Genomic DNA, 18,422 nt, shown 5'->3' with positions numbered 1-18,422 from the left:
CCGAAGAGATTTCACAACACGTTGTCAATCGCACGTAGGTACGCGTCTGTCATCGCCTCGACGGTGTAATGGGCGGTCATGCGATCGAGACCGCGCTGGCCAAGCTCGCCTAGTGCGTCGGGCGCGGAGAGCAGACCCTCGAGCGCCCGTCGCCAGCCCGGCACCGTAACCGGATCGACGACGATGCCGGCTCGCCCATGGTCGAGCATCTCCGGTATGGCACAGACAGCCGACGCGGCAACGGGGATGCCGCGGGACATCGCCTCGAGAATCACCAGCGGGAACGCCTCGGACCGGCTGGGTACGCACAGCAGATCGGCGTCGGCCAGGGCCGGCTCGGGACCGTCCGACCAACCGCGCCACTGCACCCGGTCGCGAAGCGAGATCGGGGTGCGTGCCTCCAACTCCGCCCGGTCGGGCCCATCACCGAAGATCGACAAGCGCCAAGGCAATTCGGTCAATCCGGCTAGGGCGTCGATCAACATGTCCGGGTTCTTGTGCTTGACGATCCGCGAGAGCATGACGATGTGCGGGGGCTCACCCCGGTCGTGGCGCCGGCTGGGGGGGATAGCCGGCGCCACGCCGTTGGGTGCCACGAAGTGTGTGACACCGAGTCCATGGTGAGCATTGAGCAGCTCCCAATGCCGTTGTGCGAGAGCGATGAATCCGTCCGCCCGGCGCATTGCGGCGGCAAGCGGACGCGAGTAGATCGGCCGATCTTCCTCGGGTGGAACGTGAGCGGCAACCAGCCAGCGCCGTTCCGAACCGGCGCTCCGCCACAGCGTTGCGAACCCGGTCTCGGTGTTGGTGTCCCCGGTGATCACCACCGCGGGCCCGCGCGGAACGTCGACGATGGGTGCCCACCATGGCTGGCGCACCACACGGACCGAGTGTGGAATGTCCTTGATCAGTGGCCCGAAACGTTGCAGACACACCAGCGTGACGGGATATCCCCGACGATCCAATTCCGCAGCGAGCAAGACTTTTTGGCGCTCGGCGCCACCGTAGACCAGCCGGTTGGTGGTGATGACGACGTGGGGAAGCTCATGCGGTCGCGCCATCGCCCTACCGCGGATCGCCCGCTTGGACCGCTGCACGCGGTCCAACAACTTCGTCCCAGCCAGATATGCATCGGCATGATGAACCGAGTGTTGGTGCTCGAGCACCAAGGCGATGTTGGTGCGCAGCAGTTCGTACACACGGCCGCGTTCGGACGCCTCGAGCGGTGCGCCATGACCTTCGTCCGACTCGCCGCGGTGGTCGGCGCCCATCTCGTCGGCGAGGTGGATCGTCCAACCGGCCGCGCGGGCGCGGTTCTGCCAGTCGGTCTCTTCGCCATAGACGAAGAACTCTTCGTCGAAGCCGCCGATGGCGTCCCAGGCGTCGCGGTTGACTGCCAGGCAGGCGCCACACACGTAACCGTCGATGTCCTGTTGCTCGCCGGGCTGCTGTCGATACAGGTGTGAAAGAGGCGTCCCACGAAGGGTTTCCGAGTGGCCAGCCGCCGCCACCAACGCCCGGATCAGGGTGCGGCGTCGGGTCGCGACATCCCACGGTTGGGACCCCGCGCCGGCGTTGTCCCACATCAGCGGCGCGACCGCGGCCACCCCGGGTCGGCGAATGAGCTGCCTCGTCCGAGTCAGCGGTCCGAGGAGCCCCGCATCGGGATTCAACAGCAGCAGGTCGGCATCGGAGGGCACGTGCTCCACGAGCGCGTTCATCGCCGCCGCGAAACCAAGGTTCCTTCGACCCATCACCCAGTGCACGTGCGGGTGCCGACTGGCCAGCTCGTCACGCCCGGGGTAGTCCTCGCCGCTGTTCTCGTAGACGTAGACGGACAGCTCGGGTAGGTGCTCACCGACTTGTGCGAGGCATTTCTCGAGCAGGTCGTGACTCTTGTACGTCACGATGAGCACCGCGAGGGGGCGTGCTGCACCGTGGGGCCGCTTGGCGGTCGGCTGCGGCGGCTTCAAGTACGGCCGGTCCAATTCACGCGTCATCGTTGGCTCCCCGCCGTAGCGCTGACAATTTAGATGGAGTTACGGGGCCGATCGCTAGGTTGGCCGCGAGATAGGCCAGCACTGCCCCCGCGCCCGCGATCAACACGTGTTGACCCGAAAGCGCGACCACTGCCGCGATGCTGACGGCGACGGGCCCCAGCAGGCGCAATAGAAACGCCACGGGATTGCGGTAGCCGCATTGCCGACGGAGCCGCCAGCTCGCGAAGACCAAGCCGAGCACCTCGGTGCACACCAATGCCGCGGCAGCACCTGCCGCGCCGAATCGCGCTGCCAGCAATACATTCAGCACGATGTTGACTGCCAAGGTGGCCACCGACAGCCGGAACAGGAACCGCTGGTGATGACATGCGAACAGGCCCTGGCTCAGGGTGCCGGTGATGAAGCGCAGAGCTACCGCGACGAACAGCAACGCCAGCGTAGGCGCACCGCGTTCGACGAACTGCTCATCGCCAAGCAGCGCGATCAGCGGTCCTGCCAGCATTCCGCCCACGACGGCGACGGGAACCCCGAGGAAGTACATCATCTCGACGCTGCGGCGCATGAAGTCCGTGAAGGCCGAGGCGTCTCGGGTGAACAGTTCGGTGGCCGTCGACAGCGTCGACTTCAGGAAGAAGGTCGAGACGACCACGATGTTGAACGCGATGGTGTACGACAAGCCGTAGACGCCCACCTCGGCGTGCGTGCTCACCAGTGAAAGGATGACGCCGTCGGCGCGCCAGTACAGGATCGCTATCACGATGACGCCCATCGGCGTGAGGCTTTCGCGCAGCAGGTCGGTGGTTTCGGTCCGCGAGAAGACCGGTCGAAGCCGAATGTGCCTGGACGCGGCCGCGCCCTGGATCACCAACTGCACGGCAGGTGGGATGAGCTGTGCGACTGCGAACCAGATGATGCCGGCATGTGAAACCACCAGCCAGGCAATACAGCCCAGCATCGCCAGCCGACTCGTGACGTCGGAGAGGGCAACCGCGGCGAACCGGACGGTGGTCAGGAATACCGGTTCGAACCGCGTGGTCATCGTCATCATCAGCAATTGCGCCGACATCACTACCAGAATCGTCCGGACGTCTGCGTCGTGATAGATCAACAAACCCGAACCGGCCGCAACCACGACCAACGGAACGCAATACACCAGCGATAGCCCACTGTTGACTCGGACCAGGCGCTCGAGGTTCCCTCGCCCCGACGTGACTCGTCGCACGATCACGGTTCCGATGCCGAGGTCGGCCAGTGATGTCCACATCCCGATGAACACCACCGCGACGGTCAACTGGCCATAGAGGTTGGGGCCGAGGTAGCGAGCCGTCATCGCGACGGAAACCACCGACGCGACCATCCCGATGACGCGGCAGAGGAGCTGCACCGAGAATGCGCGGGCGATCCTGGCCTGGGGGACCGATGACGTTCCCACCGTGGTTATTTCGGTCATGCGGTCCGGGAGGAACTCATCGCCTGCACAGCCTGTGGTCGTGACTCAACGGGGTCCGTCAGCCCCTGGTGTTCGCTGCGGTGCCCGTCGTCCTCAGCGGCCGAGAAGTAGACGCCGGGTGCGTAGATGAGCTGTGCACGAACGGCCCGCAGGAGTGCGATGGGGCCCTGGATCAGGTAGCGGCGGGCCAATCGTCGTGGCTCGCGACTCAGCCGGTAGAACCACTCCAGTCCGGACCGCTGCATCCACCGGGGCGCACGGCGCTTCGTTCCCGCGAGAAAGTCTGCGGCAGCACCGAAGGGCAGGAAGAGCCGGGCTCCCGTGTCCACCCCGTAGCGATCCACCCACTGCTCCTGGCGAGGTTTGCCCAGACACACGACGAGAATGTCGGTGCGCACCTTTTGGATCGCCCCGGCGATGTCTGCGGAATCCGATGCGAGCTCTTCAGCACTGGGTGACCACATGCCCGAGACGACGAGATCGGGATAGTCGCTGTCCAGCCGGGCGGCCAGCTGCTGATGGGTCTCGACGGTGCCGCCGAGGAATCCCACCCGGAGACCGGATTCCTCGGCAAAATCCAATAGCCGCGGCAGCAACTCGGCGCCGGTGACTCGCGGCCATGGTCGCGCCGTGAGCAGCTGGCCACGCCACGCGATCGGCATGCCGTCGGCCAGTAGCAACCACTCCGGGCCCGTTCCAGTCTGGAGTGCGCCGCCGCCCCGGAAGTGGTTGAGATGATCGAGATTGACCGATCCGACCGCCAGACAGCCGCCGGTATCCGTTCGTAGCCGTGACTTGACGACTTCAATCACTTCGTCGACATCACGACGTTCAATGACGTTGCCGCAGATCGCCATCCGTACGGTGAGCGTCGCCGCATGTTCGGGGTCCGTCATGGTGTGATCACATCCGCTAGGAGGCCTGGGGGGACACCGACGGGCAACCTGCCCTGCGCTTCGAGCAGCTGATCGACCAGTCGCCCTGGCGGCAGGATGACGTCGTCGTAGGTGAGGGTCGCATCCTTCGGCACGTCCCGGGCGAGCTCGCAACCTTCCGCCGCGCCGACGGGCAGCAGCCGCTCGTCGCGGGCGATGTGGGCCTTCTCGGCCTCCCCGTAGTAGTGGTAGCCGCCGAGGCGGTCCAGCACCGTCCCGGCCTTGAGATCGATCTTGGCGGTGGCGACCGCCTCGACGTATCGGGTGCCCTGCGCGCGTACCGTGGCGTCACCCATCAAGACTGCTCTGGCGGCGGTGATCGGAACTTCGAAGTGGCACAGGTGATACGGCGTGTAGAAGCTATACAGCGGACCCTTGCCCAACTTGTACAGCTCGAGGTAGTGCCGTTGCTTCGGATCATCTTGTGTGCCAAGGCAGTAGATTCCCGGGTTTGGGTTGGCACCCACCACGTAGTCGACCGCACCGCCGAGTGCACGGAGTTCGTCGATGTCGTACCACTCGGTCAGCTCGTCGACATGTCCGTCGTGATCACGCCCGAGCATGCCTCGCTGGTGGACCGACATCCCGGTGGCATTGGCAACGATTGACTGTTCGACGCTCATCTTGGTGCCGTCGGCGAAGCTGGTCACCATCCACGGATCCTGACCCCATCGGCGGGCGAACCCCTCCTGGGTGGTGGGGTTGCGGTAGGGATCCTGCAGGCCCTTGATGTTCCCGCTGACGAGCGGCGTGACGCCGATGCTGCGAACGAACCGGATCAGGTTCATTTGAACGCCAGGCTGGTCGCCGTCGCATCCGGTGAACACCACGCCGGCCGCGGACGCTCGGCGTCCCAGTTCGGCGCCCACCGTCGCGTCGACTTCGGCATTCATCAGGACCAGGTGCTTGCCGTTCGTGAAGCAGTCAAGCGCCAGGTGGCACCCGAATTCGACCGCACCGGTGACGTCGATGACGACGTCGATACCGTGGGCCCGGGTGATCGCCCCGAAGTCATCGGTGACGGCGGGCATCTCGGCCCGGATTGCCCTGTCGAGTTGACCTACGCTATGGGCGACGGCCACGTCGTTCACGCCGGCATCGCCAAGGGCCTTGATGCCCTTGTTCGGATCGCGGACGGCGATGGCCGAAAGTGTCATCCCCGGCACGCTGTTGACGATCTGGTTGACCAAACCGCGACCCATGAAGCCGCACCCGGCCATCGCGACCCGGATGGGTTTGCCTTGACGCGCCCGCTCGGCGAGCAATGCGTCTACGCCCATCATCATCGTGCCGAGCTCCTTGCCTCTGTCACCAACGGCCAGCTGGCGTCCTTGTCGGATATGACCGCCACCGGTAATGGCCAGGCGATGCCGAATTGCCCGTCATCCCAACGGAAACCCTGTTCACCGGCCGGCGCGTACGGGCCGCTGACCTGGTAGATGACCTCGGTGTCGTCGGCCAAGGTCTGGAAGCCGTGCGCCACGTAGGGCGGCAGGAACAAGCCGCGGCGGTTGTCGGCCGTCAGCTCCACCATCACGTGCTGGCCGTACGTGGCAGATTCGGGACGGACGTCCACGGCGACGTCGACGATCGCACCGCGCGTGCACCGCACGAGCTTCGCCTCGAGGAACGGCGGCACCTGCCGGTGCAGCCCACGCAGCGTGCCACGGGTGTGGTTGTAGGAGATGTTGGTCTGGGCGACGTCCGCGTCGAGTCCATGTTTGGCGAACTCCGTGGCGCAGAAGGACCGTGAGAAGAAGCCCCTTGCGTCGCGGTGCGGCTCGATGTCGACGATTACGACGCCGTCGACGTCGGTGGCGGTGTATTTCACTGACTGTCCTTCCAGAACAGCTGTTCATCGACCTGACCGGTCTTGAGCAGGTATTCGATTTGTTTGAGCCGGGTGTGACCGCGGCCATAGAACGTCTCGGGATCCATCGCGATGGTCTCGAACACGCGGTGCAGCTGGGTGGCACCGGACGCCATGTCCCACTCGGTCTTGAACTCTGGAAAGACCCCTCGGATCCTTCCGAAGGCGACCCGGTAGCTGCGCTGGTCCGGGTTAGGCTCGCCGAAAGTGAGTTCACAACCAGGAAATTCGCGAGCCACGGTCTCGGCGATCTCGCGAACCGAGTAGTTGTTCTCGTCCGAGCCGACGTTCACCACCAACGCGTGCACCCGCTCACGATCGGCGCGCAATGCGCACTGGATCGCCTGCGCGATGTCGAGTGCGTGGACCAAGGGCCGCAAGGGCGTTCCATCACTTGTCATCGAGATGCTGTGCTCGACCCACGCCAGGCCACACAGGTTGTTGAGGACGATGTCGAACCTCATGCGCGGCGACGCGCCAAATGCCGTGGCATTGCGAAGGAAGGTCGGCGAGAACTCGTCGTCCGCCATCGCGGTGAGGTCCCGCTCGACCAGGGCCTTGCACTTCGCATACGGCGTCAACGGATTGACGGGACTGGATTCGTCGACCGTTCCGGTGGCGATCCCGTAGACGCTGCACGACGACATGTAGACGAACCGCCTGACTCCGGCAGCCTTGGCGCACCGCGCAAGGTGCACGCTGCCAAGGTGGTTGATGTCGTAGGTGACATCCCCGATCAGGTCGCCGATCGGGTCGTTGCTCAACTCGGCCATGTGCACGACGGCGTCGAACCCACGCAGGTCGTCCACCGTCACGTGACGGATGTCGCGCACCAACTCCTGTGGCGCGGTGCCGCTGTGGTGATGGAGCCAACTGCTCTTGTAGTAGCCGGTATCCAGGCCGACGACCTCGTGGCCATCTGCGATGAGCCGGGGCGCAAGCAAGCACCCCAGATAGCCACCGGTACCGGTAACGAGAACGCGCATCGCCATTCCTCCTGCTACCCGGCGAACTCGGATGGTGCGAGATTCAGAGTCGACTTCTCGCACACGAAGGCTTCCGCGTAGCGGCTATGGCATTGCACGCCGCGCAACCGCATCAAGCCGAGAAACGACTCTTCATCGAACCAGTGGTGTGCGCCCTGGGACGGGTAGCACTCCTTCAGCACCTTCACCTTGCGTAGCGCGCTCGCGGTCGGGACCGGTTGGTATGCAGACGGATTGGGCAGATCCGATTCCCATTTCAGTATCTCGTACCCCAGCACCAGATGGTCGCGAAACTCGGTCGTGGTCAGCTCCGCAAGCATTCGGTGGTCCTGGTGGCGGTCTCCACGATTCGGAGCGAATACGACATCGGGATCGCCGCTGCGGCGGAAGTCGGCGAGTAGTTGCTTGACCCGTCCCCAGTGGTCGGGCAGTCGACCGTCTGGAAGATCTGCGACGGTCAATCGCACATCCGCGTCACCACAAATTGCCGCGAGCGCGCTCTTCTCTTCGACCTCGCGTTCGGTACCTGCACCGGTCAGCACCAAAGCGTGCACGGTGATGCCGGGATACTGGCGCGTGATCTCCAACAGCGTTGCACCGGCCCCGATCACGATGTCGTCGCAGTGGGCACCGATCAGCGCCACACTCCTGGGCCGGTCGATCGTCAGCCGGATCACGTGAGGGCACCTGCCAACTCACGAGACTCCCACACCATCCATGGCCGAACGCCCTGCCGGTATCCGGCATCGAGTTCAGCGCGTTCCTTGAACGTGTCAGCGGGCTTCCAGAAGCCGTCGTGCCGATAGCCGATGAGCCGCCCCGTACCGCTCAGCGCGCCGCACGCATCGCCGACTAGATCACCGTTTTCGGGAATCAGGTCGATGACGTTCTGGCGCAGCACGAAGTATCCTCCGTTCTCCCACACCGGAAACTCGCTGACCGGCACGATCTCCTTGACCTCGCCGTTGGGGGCGACGTCAACGCAATGGAAGGACTGCTGCGGAGGCACGATGAGCATCGATGCGTCCGCGCCGGTGGTGACGACCCAGTCGATGATCTTGTCGAGCGGGGCGTCGGTCAGCACGTCGGCGTAGTTGGCGAGAAAGTACTCGTCGTCGCCTAAGTGCTTGCGTACCCGGCGAAGTCTCTCGCCGATCGAAGACTCGAGACCGGTGTCGACGAGAGTCACGGTCCAGTCGGAGATATCGGAGCCCAACAGTTCGACGTGCCCGTCCCTGAGTACGAAATCGTTGGACTCGGTTTCGCGGTAGGTAAGGAAGAACTCCTTGATCTGCTCAGCGCCGTAGCCGAGGCACAGGATGAAGTCCTTGTGGCCGAAGTGGGCGTAGTAGCGCATCACGTGCCACAGCAGCGGACGGGGGCCGACCATCTGTAGCGGTTTGGGGATGACGTCATGGTCGGTGTTGCGCATCCGCATCCCGTAGCCGCCGCAAAACAGGACAACCTTCATCGATCCACTCCTCTGCGACTGCCGCTCGGTCCCGGAGACGGACGCCTCCCGGTTGGCAACTTCGTTCGCCATATCTGCACACGGCCGACAAGACATCCGGCGACGAACTTTGCGGAAGTCCGTTCTCCCGGATCAAGAGCTGGCACATCGCGGATCTGATCTCCGGTCGCCAAGGGGACGTCTACGTCAATTTTGTCCATGTGAACGCAACCAATCACCGTGGTTACTGGACTGATCGTACGCATGGGCAGCACTTTACATACCTTTTGGCTGTTTCGCATAGTGTGACCTAAGTTACAACGCTTGTTAGCTAGTTTGCTGATCGGTGATGGCAGGCGCTCCGCCGTCTGGCCGTCGATGTTGCTGCGGTGCCGATTCGCCGACCAGGGACGCCATGAAACCGCCGAAATGAGCGCGGGCGGCCCAAGAACGCGAGCGTCAACGAGTCCGGTCACTCCGAAAAGTTGCTTCGCGACCGCAGGATCGCAGTTCGTCGCCACGAAAGCGCTGCTAGGCTGACCTAGCCGCGTGCGACACGGAATCGTCGACGCTTAGCCGCGCATAGGTCGACCGAACCGGAAGGACGGAGGGATGGTTCGCCAATCCCGGTCCGAGGCCACCAGGCGCATGATCATCAACGCCGCCGTCGATCTATTCAGCGAGATGGGCTATCCCAGCACGGGTATGGGTGACGTCATCGAGCGGGTCGCGGTCACCAAAGGCGCCCTCTATCACCATTTTCGCTCCAAGGAGTCGTTGGCCCTAGCCATCATCGACGAGTATCTGTCCGCCCAACGGCGAGCATTCTGGCGCCCCAACGATGCGTCACCTGCATTGGAAAGCATGATTCAAGGCGTCATCGTGGGCGCCGAGGGTGCGATGACCGACAAGCTGATTCGCACTGGGGCAGACCTTCTGCACACTCTCGCAAAGTTCAATGACCAGGCGGCCGACTACTACCGCAAGTGGATCGCCGAAGTGGCAGCCCGGGTCCGGCAGGCGCAGGTCGACGGCGACGTTCGAGCGGATGTCGATCCCGAAGTCGTCGGCGAATTCATCGTGTCCGCCTTGGTGGGCGTAGAGCTGATCTGGTCGTCGACGTCCGGTAGCCCTGATCTCGTTCAGCGGGTTGGGCAAGCGTGGGAACTTTTGCTGCCAGCCATCGCGACCGAGAGTTCGCTGCCGTACTTCCGGGAGTTCCTTGCACGCCAGTCACAACGACACACCCACGCCAAACGAGTAAGTGAATGAGGGTTTCGCGGCGTCAGCGGCCGACTGCCCAGAGCTCTTCCGTCAGGTCGACGAACGTTGCGAGCGCCAGTGGGTCGTCTTCGCGCAACAGGGCAGACTTGCTCATTCGACCCCGCACGATGGAGCCATCAGCGTGCATCAACGCGACGATCTGATTGGCGGACGCATGCACCACGCTCACCGGTGATGCATCCTCGGGGACGCTGCGGCAGATCTCGGTAAACTTCAAGGTCAGGAGGTCCTCGGGGGTGTAACCGAGCATTTCGGCGAACGCCTGATTCCCAAAGAGAATCGAACCGTCATGCGCGATGGCGAGCACCGGGACAGGCATTCGCTCGAGCACCACCCGTGCCGGCAACTCATTGAGCATCGTCGTCGGGGACTGTTCCGTGGACCTACGCCGTCGTCGCTCCATCCCGCGATTATGTCCCGATTGGATGGAATTCGCTTGGTGGCACCAGTGGTCACCACGTTCCCCGGGCATGGCACCCACGCCGCGTCGGCGGGTGTCGGATGAACAGAATGCACTGGTGGCGACTGCGACCGCATGGCGGTCCGACTTCGCTTCCACCGGCCTTTCCCGCACGACGATTGGCACGTCAGCACGGCCGCAGACCACCCTGAGCGTTTGCTAGATCATCTTTTGCAAACATATTTCTGTTGCTATTGTCTCGCGCATGCTTGCTCTCATCGACGGGTTCGACGCATCAACGGCAGACATCGCCGACGAAATCGACGTATCGGGGGCCGCGTGCCTGAACTCCGTAGTCACCGAGGAATGGTTGCGCGAGGCCCAGGAATGCGTCCGGTCGTACCTACCCACCAACGGCCGACACGAGGTGTTCATCGAAGAACCGTCGGCCGACGATTACGCATTCGTGCATCGCTTGGTGATCGACCCGAGGCTTGAGTCCCTGTTGGAATCGTTGGCCGTCGCCAGCTATCCCGCGCTCGGTGCGGACGGTAGGAGCATCGAGTGTGCGGTCCGAATTCTCGTCGGTCCGGGTGAACCAGGGAAGCCCTTGTGGTTTCACTACGATCGCAGTGTCGTGTCGATGGTCGTTCCGATCATCATTCCGAATGTCGGTTCGCGAATCTCCGGTGAATTGGTGCTGTGCCCGAATCGACGACCGTACCGCCGCTCCGTGATCACCAACATCATCGAGAAGTTCGTATCCCAAAGCGACTTCTATAGAAGGAGATTCGTCCGGAGGCTCGACGACGAAGTGGACACCAAAGTCATCCCCTTGCAGCCGGGCAACGCCTACGTGTTCTGGGGTTACCGCACCTACCACGCGACGTATCCGTGCGCGGACGACGCTCTGCGCGTCACCGTGTTGGTGCACTACGGGAATGTTCACGGACGCAACAACGCGCTGCTCGCGGCGCAGTGGCTCTTTCGGCGAATCCGCGGACTTCAGCACAAGATCGCCGGTGCGGCCGTGGAGGCACCGCCTCAATAGCGCCGCGCTCATACGCGGAATTGCCACTGGGAGCGCCTGTTCGGCTATCAGGATCAGCCCAACCGCTAGGGGCCGAGCGCGTCAAGGACAGCGCGGGCCAATTCAGCAGGCGGCAGCGTGGCATCGAGCGCGAGGTGGGGAACGACGGGGGAGTCGCACGCCACCGCAGCTGGTCCGGCCAGATAGGCCGCCTCGTCGGCGAGCTTCGCAGCGTCGCGGTCGGCGCCGCGTGCACGCAGACGGCGCAAAACTTCGGTGGGCTGCAGGCGAAGCCACACCAGAAGCGGTGCGCCGCCCGCGGCGACGAGGCGTTCGTACGTCGAAGCCCAGGCCGCTGGATCCGCACGCTCCGCGGTGAACGGGGCGACCAGCACCACCGGCATGCCCGCGGCGAGGTTGTCGACGGCAAGGTCGAGCACCACACGGTAACGCGCGTCGCGGGTCAGCCCGGCCAGCCGCGGATCGTCGAGATCGTCGATGCTGACCAGCCTTTGGACCACCTCGACGAGGGGAGCGGTTGCGACGTCCTGCCCGATCACGGCCGCCCGCAGCTCACGTGCCACCAGGCGCGACAACGTGCTCTTCCCGGACGCGGGCGCGCCGGAGAGCAGTACCACGGGTATCGCGCTCACGCGCCGACGCCGGTGCCGACTTGGGCGTGTCCGGCGCGGACCTTCTCACCCGGCATCGCGCACGACGTGCGCGTCACGAGAGAAACCGGCAGGACGGTGTGCCGCCGGAGCCGGCGGGTGGGGTGATCGAGCCGGACGAACAGCCGGTCAGCGGCGAAGCGCCCCATCGCGGCACCGTCCTGGTGGACCACCGTGATCGCCGGCTTCAGCGCGGCGGCAGTCGGGAAGTCACCGAAACCGACGACGCCAATGTCCCTGCGGCGCAACGTCTGTAGGGCCGACACAAGCGAGACGGTGCACCGTGCATTCGAGGAGAACACCGCGGTCGGGGGGTTCGGCCCTTCGAGCATCCGGTGCAGCGCCGCCGTCACCGTGGGCGTGTCAACCGCCCCGAGGTAGACGAGATCGCCGTCCTGCGCCAAACCCGCCTCGGCCAGCGCCCGCTGGCAGCCCTGCAGGCGCAGCATTCCGGTCACGGCCTCGTCGCCCATGAACGCGATGCGCTGGTGCCCATGCGAGATGAGGTGCCGCGTGGCCTCCCGGCCGCCCCCGAGGTCGTCCTGCACCACCGCGTCGGCAGTCAATCGACCGGGCACGCGGTCGACGAACACCAACGGTGTGCGCTTCTGCCACGGCCGGAGGAACGACATGTCGGGGCCGACCGGGCAGACGATCATGCCGGCGACGCGACGGTGCAGCACGGCCTCGATGGACCGCTGCTCGTGCGACGGTTCCCAGCCGACGCTGGTGACGATGACGGCGACTCCACGACGACTGGCCTCACGCTCGACCTCGTCGATGATGCTGGCGAAGAACGGATCTGCCACGCCTGGCACTGCGATGCCGATCGCGGCGTCGCGGCCGGTTCGGAACGTGACGGCGAGCATGTTCGGCACGTACTGCAGTTCGTCGATGGCGCGTTCGACCCGCTGGCGGACGTCTGCCGAGACATACCGGTCGTCGTTGACCACGCGTGAGACCGTCTTGGCGCTCACCCCTGCCCGCTGTGCGACGTCGCGCATAGTTGCCACCGACGATTCCTCCTCGCCTCGGTCGGTGGTCAGTATGTCACCGATGTCATGCCGTGGCTGCGATTTTTGTGACACCGGTGACATACGCGCCAAGAAGGCGTACTGTCCCGATTCGCAGGGTGACCCAGGTAACACTCGAGGAAGAGGACGGTCCCGCACATGAAGGCCGTGTACTACGAGGCTCCGAAGACGTGGTCGGTGACCGACATCCCGACTCCGGAGGCCGCACCAGGTCAGGTGCGCATCAAGGTGGATCAGGTCGGCGTCTGCGGCACCGACCTGCACATCCACGAAGGCGACTTCGGCGCCGTGTTCCCCCTCGTGCCCGGCCACGAGCTGGTCGGTGTGGTCGACCAGCTGGGCAATGGGGTCACCCGGTTCCGGGTCGGCGAGCACGTCACCGTCAACCCGAACGTCTACTGCGGCGAGTGCGCCTACTGTCTGGCCGGCCGACTGGGCCAGTGCGCCGACATGAAGGGCTTCGGCAGCAACTTCCAGGGGTTCTTCGCCGAATACGCCGTCGCAGACCACAAATTGGTGTTCTCCACCGAGGGTCTGCCTGCCGAGACCGCGGTGTTCAGCGAGCCGACGTCGTGTGCCATGCACGGCCTCGAGAGTCTGCAGATGCGACCTGGCGGCAGCGCACTGGTACTCGGCGCCGGACCCACCGGACTGCTACTGGCCCAGCTCATCGCCTCGGGTGGCGCTTCGTCGGTGACGGTCGCCGGGCCCAGCCAGTTCAAGCTCGACACGGCGCGTCGGCTCGGGGTGGATCAGGTGGTCCGGATTTCGCGCGACGACCCGGACGCCAACATCGCTGCGCTGCTGGATGTCTCACCGCACGGCGACGGGTACGACGCGGTCGTGGAGGCCACCGGCTCGCCGACCGTCGGCGACATCTGTGTACCGCTGACCCGCCGCGGCGGCACCGTTCTGGTCTACGGCGTCACGCGGGAAAGCGACATCGTCCGGTTCCACCCGTTCGACGTCTTCCGGCGCGAGATCACGATCAAGGGCTCGTTCGCCGAGATGACGTCGTTCGGTGCCGCCATCGACGCGCTGCGTGGCGGCCGGGTGCGCACCGACGGCATCGTCACCCACCGGTTCGGGTTGGACGACTACGGGCAGGCACTGGACACCCTGCGCAACGATCCCACCGCGCACAAGGTCGTCATCGTCCCCTGAACCAGCCGTCGGAGCATCACAGAGAGGTGATCGTGCAGCCACAGCTCCTGCCCCCCAACGTCATACCGCACTGGTACGCAGGCGGGCCCGCGCTGGCCGCGTGGCGCGGCCTGCCGCCGGTCGGCGAGCGCTCGCCCGAGGAGTGGGTGGGCGCCACCGTCGCCCGCTTCGGTGAGCCGGCCCTCGGACCCGCGCCACTCGCCGACGGCACGCTGCTACGTGATGCGGTCATCGCGGAGCCGCTCGCTTGGCTCGGCCGCGACGACGGCGAGCCCGGTGACACGGGTGTGCTGGTGAAGTTGTTGGATGCCGGGCAGCGCCTTCCCGTCCACGTGCATCCCACCCGGCCGTACGCATCGCGGCATCTCGGCTGCGCCTACGGCAAGACCGAGGCGTGGTACGTCCTCGAAGCCGCCGAGGATGCCGCGGTGTGGGTCGGCTGGCGCGAGGACGTGGACCGCGATCGCCTCTCGGCGCTCGTCGAGGCGCAGGACGCCGAGGCGATGCTGGCACTCATGCACCGGATCCCCGTGCGGCCGGGCGACGGCGTGCTGGTGCCCGGTGGCGCCCCGCACGCCATCGGAGCCGGCATCCTGCTCGTCGAGGCGCAGGAGCCCACCGACCAGTCAATCCTGTTGGAGCGCACCAACACCAGCGCGTCGGACGACGAGATCTTTCTCGGGCTCGCCAGGCACGTGGCGCTCTCGGTGGTGGAGACCGCCGCGCGCGCCGACGTCTCCAACCTGACCCGGCACACCGCTGCTCACGTCGGAGGCCTGGTCGAGGTGCTGCCCGCCGAAGCGGCCCCGTTCTTCCGGATGGAATTGCTGACGTCGGGTGTCGACGTCCCCGCAGGCTTCGCCGTTGCGGTGGTGCTGTCCGGAGCCGGCACGCTGACGGGCGCGCGCGGGGAACCGCTCGACGTCGCACGGGGGCAGACCCTCGTCGTCCCCGCGGCCTCCGGCGACTGGCACGTCGACGGCGACGCCCGACTGCTCGTCTGCCGAGCGGGCACCACGTGGCCACCACAGCACACGCCGAACACCACTGAACGGGAAGGCACAGCATGACCGCATTGCTTGAGGCGCGCGGCATTTCACGCAGCTTCGGCCACGTCCGCGCGCTCGACGGCGCCGACTTCGACGTGAGCGCCGGCGAGGTCGTCGGGTTGATCGGTGACAACGGTGCCGGCAAGTCGACTCTCATCAAGGCGCTGTCGGGCAGTCTCGAACTGGACGAGGGCGAGATCTACTTCGAGGGCAAACCGATCCGGCTGACCAATCCGCGGCAGGCCAACGACCTCGGCATCGAGGTGGTGTATCAGGATCTGGCGCTCGCACCGCATCTCGATCCGGTCCAGAACGTCTTCCTCGGCCGGGAGATCGCCCGCAAGGGGATTCTGGGCCACCTCGGGTTCATGGACGAGAAGGAGATGCGCCGCCAGGCGGCCGCCTCGTTCAACCAACTGGGCGCGACGGTGCGGTCGCTGACGTCGCCCGTCGGATCGATGTCGGGCGGTCAACGGCAGGGCATCGCGATCGCACGGGCCATCGCGTGGGCCGACAAGGTCGTCATCCTCGACGAGCCGACGGCCGCGTTGGGCGTCGTGCAGACCAAGAACGTGCTCGAATCGGTGAAGCGGGTGCGGGACAAGGGCATTGCGGTCGTGCTCATCAGCCACTCCATGCCGCACGTGCTCGAGGTGTGCGACCGCATCCAGGTGCTGCGCCTCGGTCGGCGCGTCGCGACCTACCCCGGCCACGGCACCTCCGTCGAGACGTTGGTGGGCGCCATGACCGGCGCGCTGGATACGAGGGAGGGGGCGGCATGAGTACTCCGAAGACGAGCGCGAGTGAGGATCACGGAGCCGCCCCGGCGGCGACATCCAACCGCAGCGAGGCACGAGCGAGGACCGGAGCGAGTGGGAGTCGAGATATGAGCTCCGCAAATCAACCGGCCGTCGTCAGTGGCGGGGACGAGTTCGACCCGTCGCAGTCACTGATCAAGCGGGCACTGGGATTGCAGGCGGTCTGGATCCTCGGGGTTCTGATCGTGATCTGTGTGTTCTTCACCGTGCTCGCCGGCGACCGCTTCCTGTCGACCGGCAACTTCTCGATGATCTCGCAGAACGTCGCGGTCTGGGCGGTGCTCGGCGTCGGCATGACCTTCGTCATCATCACGTCGGGCATCGACCTGTCGGTGGGTTCGGTCCTGGTGTTCTCGTCCGTGGTCGCGGCCAAGGTGATGGAGGCGATGGGCGGGACGGGCCCGGGTGTCGCGGCCGTCGGGTTGGTCGCCGCGATCGTCAGCGGAATGGCGTGGGGCACGTTTAATGGCTTGCTGGTGGCCAAGGCGAAGGTGCCAGCGCTGATCGTCACGCTTGGCACACTTTCGATCGCCTTGGGCCTGGCGCAGGTGATCACCGGCGGCATCGACATCCGCTCGGTTCCGAGCGAGCTGACCGACTTCAGCGCTTACACAAAGGTTCTGGGCATTCCGGGCCTACCGTTCGTGGCCCTGTTGATCATCATCGTCGGCGCCGTCTTGCTGCACAAGACGAGGTTCGGCCTGTACACGTATGCCATCGGGTCGAACGAGGAGGCCGCACGCCGCACCGGCGTGAAGGTGACGCGGCACCTGGTGCTCGTGTACGCGTTTGCCGGGACCCTGGCCGGTGTCGGTGCGCTGCTGTCGCTCGCGCAGTACGGCACGACGACGATCGCGGGACAGTCGTTGACCAACCTCAACGTGATCGCCGCGGTGGTCATCGGCGGTACGTCCATATTCGGTGGCTACGGATCGATATTCGGCACCGTCGTCGGCCTGTTCATCCCGGCCGTGTTGCAGTCCGGGTTCGTCATCATCGGCGTCCAGCCGTTCTGGCAGGGCGTCGCGGTCGGCTCCGTCCTCATCGCCGCCGTCTACGTCGACCAAACCCGACGCGCCGCGGCCATGCGCAGTGCGAAGTCAACAGGCCTCTTCAAACGCAGAGGTTCGAAATGAAAGGAACAACGCCAGTGAACCGTAAGCGCGTAATGGTGGTCGCGGGAGCATTGGGAGCGGTAGTGCTCGCACTCCCAGCCTGCACGTCGTCGAAACCGCAGTCGAGCGGAGCCGATGAGACGTCGAGTGGAGCCCCCGCCAAATCGTCACAGGCGGCGGCAACCACCGTTACCGCGCCGGCGAAGGCCAGCAAGAACTACAACATCCAGTTCCTGCAGGGCGTCGCGGGCGATCAGTTCTACATCACCATGCAGTGCGGTGCGCAGGAGGAGGCGGCCAAGCTCGGCGTCACCGTAAACACCCAGGGCGCACAGAAATTCGATCCGACGCTGCAGAAGCCGGTCCTGGACTCGATCGTCGCCGGGAAGCCCGATGCGCTGCTGGTCGCACCGACGGACGTCCAGGCCATGCAGCAGCCCCTGGAGCAGGCGGCCGCGGCCGGAATCAAGGTGGTGCTCGTCGACACCACGACCAACGACCCGTCTTTTGCGGTGTCCGCGATCGCGAGTGACAACGAGGGCGGCGGCAAGGCCGCGTTCGACGCCATCAAGAAGCTGCACCCCGAGGGCGGCAAGGTGATGGTGATGGGCGTCGACCCCGGCATCTCGACGACCGACGCGCGCACGAAGGGCTTCGAGGACGCCGTCAAGGCCGACGGCAAGTTCAACTACGTCGGCGTGCAGTACAGCCACGACGATCCGGCGACGGCCGCACAGCTCATCGGCGCCCAGCTGCAGAAGGATCCCGACCTCGTCGGCGTCTTCGCCGCCAACCTGTTCGCCGCCGAGGGCGCGGCCACCGGTGTCAAGCAGGCCGGCAAGAGCGGCCAGGTGAAGATCGTCGGCTTCGACGCGGGCCCGAATCAGATCCAGGCGTTGAAGGAGGGCACCGTCCAGGCGCTCGTCGCCCAAGAGCCGGGAGTGATCGGCAAATACGGAGTCGACGAGGCCGTCACCGCGCTCGACGGCGGGCAGAACACCAAGGACGTGCAAACCGGCTTCACGATCATCACGAAGGAGAACCTGGACGGCGAGGGCGGCGCCGCGGCGTACAAGTCCAACTGCTGAGCCTTACCCGCTGAAGGATTCGCCGCGAGTGTGCAGTGTCGTACGCGACACGCCGGCAGTGCGTACGCCATTGCACAC

At 65.3% G+C, this 18,422-nt stretch carries 18 protein-coding genes; 7 read left to right on the top strand and 11 right to left on the bottom strand.

The window, feature by feature from the left end:
• Positions 1-11: 11 nt before the first annotated feature.
• From N536_RS0112220 to N536_RS0112185, 8 genes are read right to left on the bottom strand one after another with little or no spacing between them, the layout of a single operon-like run.
• Entirely contained in the window at positions 12-2,000 is a 1,989-nt protein-coding gene (locus N536_RS0112220; protein WP_029113860.1) for a glycosyltransferase, read from the bottom strand.
• Positions 1,990-3,450 carry an oligosaccharide flippase family protein gene (locus N536_RS0112215; protein ID WP_029113859.1) on the bottom strand — a complete coding sequence of 487 codons (1,461 nt, stop codon included), beginning with the start codon at positions 3,448-3,450 and terminating at the stop codon, positions 1,990-1,992. The genes N536_RS0112220 and N536_RS0112215 overlap by 11 nt, the downstream gene beginning before the upstream one ends.
• On the bottom strand, positions 3,447-4,346 hold the full coding sequence (locus N536_RS38230; RefSeq protein WP_064751541.1) for a WecB/TagA/CpsF family glycosyltransferase: 900 nt from the start codon (positions 4,344-4,346) through the stop codon (positions 3,447-3,449). The genes N536_RS0112215 and N536_RS38230 overlap by 4 nt, the downstream gene beginning before the upstream one ends.
• Entirely contained in the window at positions 4,343-5,671 is a 1,329-nt protein-coding gene (locus N536_RS38225) for an NAD(P)H-dependent oxidoreductase (protein WP_197040124.1), read from the bottom strand. Before N536_RS38225 ends, N536_RS38230 begins: the two co-directional genes overlap by 4 nt.
• Positions 5,668-6,216: a dTDP-4-dehydrorhamnose 3,5-epimerase gene (gene rfbC / locus N536_RS0112200; RefSeq protein ID WP_029113858.1), complete on the bottom strand. Its 549-nt coding sequence runs from the start codon at positions 6,214-6,216 to the stop codon at positions 5,668-5,670. The genes N536_RS38225 and rfbC overlap by 4 nt, the downstream gene beginning before the upstream one ends.
• The gene (locus N536_RS0112195) at positions 6,213-7,241 is read right to left on the bottom strand and encodes an NAD(P)-dependent oxidoreductase (protein ID WP_029113857.1); all 1,029 of its coding nucleotides are present in this window, start codon (positions 7,239-7,241) and stop codon (positions 6,213-6,215) included. The genes rfbC and N536_RS0112195 overlap by 4 nt, the downstream gene beginning before the upstream one ends.
• Before the next feature lie 14 nt (positions 7,242-7,255).
• Complete coding sequence (locus N536_RS0112190; RefSeq protein WP_029113856.1) at positions 7,256-7,918, bottom strand: PIG-L deacetylase family protein; 663 nt, start codon at positions 7,916-7,918, stop codon at positions 7,256-7,258.
• Positions 7,915-8,712 (bottom strand): glucose-1-phosphate cytidylyltransferase, encoded by a 798-nt coding sequence (locus tag N536_RS0112185; protein WP_029113855.1) that lies wholly within the window; start codon positions 8,710-8,712, stop codon positions 7,915-7,917. The genes N536_RS0112190 and N536_RS0112185 overlap by 4 nt, the downstream gene beginning before the upstream one ends.
• 591 nt (positions 8,713-9,303) lie before the next feature.
• Between N536_RS0112185 and N536_RS0112180 the strand changes: the two genes are divergently transcribed.
• On the top strand, positions 9,304-9,963 hold the full coding sequence (locus tag N536_RS0112180; protein ID WP_029113854.1) for a ScbR family autoregulator-binding transcription factor: 660 nt from the start codon (positions 9,304-9,306) through the stop codon (positions 9,961-9,963).
• Positions 9,964-9,976: 13 nt separating this feature from the next.
• Here N536_RS0112180 and N536_RS0112175 read toward each other — a convergent pair whose 3' ends face one another.
• Positions 9,977-10,378, bottom strand: a complete 402-nt coding sequence (locus tag N536_RS0112175) for a PAS domain-containing protein (protein WP_036436113.1) — start codon at positions 10,376-10,378, stop codon at positions 9,977-9,979.
• Between the two features lie 262 nt (positions 10,379-10,640).
• Between N536_RS0112175 and N536_RS40715 the strand changes: the two genes are divergently transcribed.
• Positions 10,641-11,426, top strand: coding sequence for a hypothetical protein (locus N536_RS40715; RefSeq protein ID WP_051574444.1), 786 nt, complete (start codon positions 10,641-10,643; stop codon positions 11,424-11,426).
• A gap of 65 nt (positions 11,427-11,491) precedes the next feature.
• Here N536_RS40715 and N536_RS0112165 read toward each other — a convergent pair whose 3' ends face one another.
• On the bottom strand, positions 11,492-12,058 hold the full coding sequence (locus N536_RS0112165) for an AAA family ATPase (RefSeq protein ID WP_029113852.1): 567 nt from the start codon (positions 12,056-12,058) through the stop codon (positions 11,492-11,494).
• Positions 12,055-13,080 (bottom strand): LacI family DNA-binding transcriptional regulator, encoded by a 1,026-nt coding sequence (locus N536_RS0112160; RefSeq protein WP_231514515.1) that lies wholly within the window; start codon positions 13,078-13,080, stop codon positions 12,055-12,057. The genes N536_RS0112165 and N536_RS0112160 overlap by 4 nt, the downstream gene beginning before the upstream one ends.
• A 168-nt stretch (positions 13,081-13,248) precedes the next feature.
• Here N536_RS0112160 and N536_RS0112155 point away from each other — a divergent pair, with 168 nt between their 5' ends.
• From N536_RS0112155 to N536_RS0112135, 5 genes are all read left to right on the top strand, one after another.
• Positions 13,249-14,274 carry a zinc-dependent alcohol dehydrogenase family protein gene (locus N536_RS0112155; RefSeq protein WP_029113850.1) on the top strand — a complete coding sequence of 342 codons (1,026 nt, stop codon included), beginning with the start codon at positions 13,249-13,251 and terminating at the stop codon, positions 14,272-14,274.
• A gap of 32 nt (positions 14,275-14,306) precedes the next feature.
• Positions 14,307-15,344 (top strand): class I mannose-6-phosphate isomerase, encoded by a 1,038-nt coding sequence (locus N536_RS38215; RefSeq protein WP_051574473.1) that lies wholly within the window; start codon positions 14,307-14,309, stop codon positions 15,342-15,344.
• Positions 15,341-16,105 carry an ATP-binding cassette domain-containing protein gene (locus tag N536_RS0112145; RefSeq protein WP_029113849.1) on the top strand — a complete coding sequence of 255 codons (765 nt, stop codon included), beginning with the start codon at positions 15,341-15,343 and terminating at the stop codon, positions 16,103-16,105. The genes N536_RS38215 and N536_RS0112145 overlap by 4 nt, the downstream gene beginning before the upstream one ends.
• A 104-nt stretch (positions 16,106-16,209) precedes the next feature.
• Positions 16,210-17,277: an ABC transporter permease gene (locus tag N536_RS0112140; RefSeq protein WP_029113848.1), complete on the top strand. Its 1,068-nt coding sequence runs from the start codon at positions 16,210-16,212 to the stop codon at positions 17,275-17,277.
• Between the two features lie 14 nt (positions 17,278-17,291).
• Positions 17,292-18,344 carry an ABC transporter substrate-binding protein gene (locus tag N536_RS0112135; protein WP_029113847.1) on the top strand — a complete coding sequence of 351 codons (1,053 nt, stop codon included), beginning with the start codon at positions 17,292-17,294 and terminating at the stop codon, positions 18,342-18,344.
• The last annotated feature ends 78 nt before the right edge of the window (positions 18,345-18,422 follow it).

The sequence above is a fragment of the Mycobacterium sp. URHB0044 genome (assembly GCF_000620625.1).
Taxonomy (GTDB): domain Bacteria; phylum Actinomycetota; class Actinomycetes; order Mycobacteriales; family Mycobacteriaceae; genus Mycobacterium.
This window is presented reverse-complemented; position numbering and strand designations above follow the sequence as displayed.

Bases quoted from the DNA above. Each gene is read 5' to 3' on its own strand.
- N536_RS0112220 (WP_029113860.1), bottom strand. From the start codon at position 2,000: ATGACGCGTGAATTGGACCGGCCGTACTTGAAGCCGCCGCAGCCGACC.
- N536_RS0112215 (WP_029113859.1), bottom strand. From the start codon at position 3,450: ATGACCGAAATAACCACGGTGGGAACGTCATCGGTCCCCCAGGCCAGG.
- N536_RS38230 (WP_064751541.1), bottom strand. From the start codon at position 4,346: ATGACGGACCCCGAACATGCGGCGACGCTCACCGTACGGATGGCGATC.
- N536_RS38225 (WP_197040124.1), bottom strand. From the start codon at position 5,671: ATGATGATGGGCGTAGACGCATTGCTCGCCGAGCGGGCGCGTCAAGGC.
- N536_RS0112195 (WP_029113857.1), bottom strand. From the start codon at position 7,241: ATGCGCGTTCTCGTTACCGGTACCGGTGGCTATCTGGGGTGCTTGCTT.
- N536_RS0112185 (WP_029113855.1), bottom strand. From the start codon at position 8,712: ATGAAGGTTGTCCTGTTTTGCGGCGGCTACGGGATGCGGATGCGCAAC.
- N536_RS0112180 (WP_029113854.1), top strand. From the start codon at position 9,304: ATGGTTCGCCAATCCCGGTCCGAGGCCACCAGGCGCATGATCATCAAC.
- N536_RS0112175 (WP_036436113.1), bottom strand. From the start codon at position 10,378: ATGGAGCGACGACGGCGTAGGTCCACGGAACAGTCCCCGACGACGATG.
- N536_RS40715 (WP_051574444.1), top strand. From the start codon at position 10,641: ATGCTTGCTCTCATCGACGGGTTCGACGCATCAACGGCAGACATCGCC.
- N536_RS0112160 (WP_231514515.1), bottom strand. From the start codon at position 13,080: ATGCGCGACGTCGCACAGCGGGCAGGGGTGAGCGCCAAGACGGTCTCA.
- N536_RS0112155 (WP_029113850.1), top strand. From the start codon at position 13,249: ATGAAGGCCGTGTACTACGAGGCTCCGAAGACGTGGTCGGTGACCGAC.
- N536_RS0112145 (WP_029113849.1), top strand. From the start codon at position 15,341: ATGACCGCATTGCTTGAGGCGCGCGGCATTTCACGCAGCTTCGGCCAC.
- N536_RS0112140 (WP_029113848.1), top strand. From the start codon at position 16,210: ATGAGCTCCGCAAATCAACCGGCCGTCGTCAGTGGCGGGGACGAGTTC.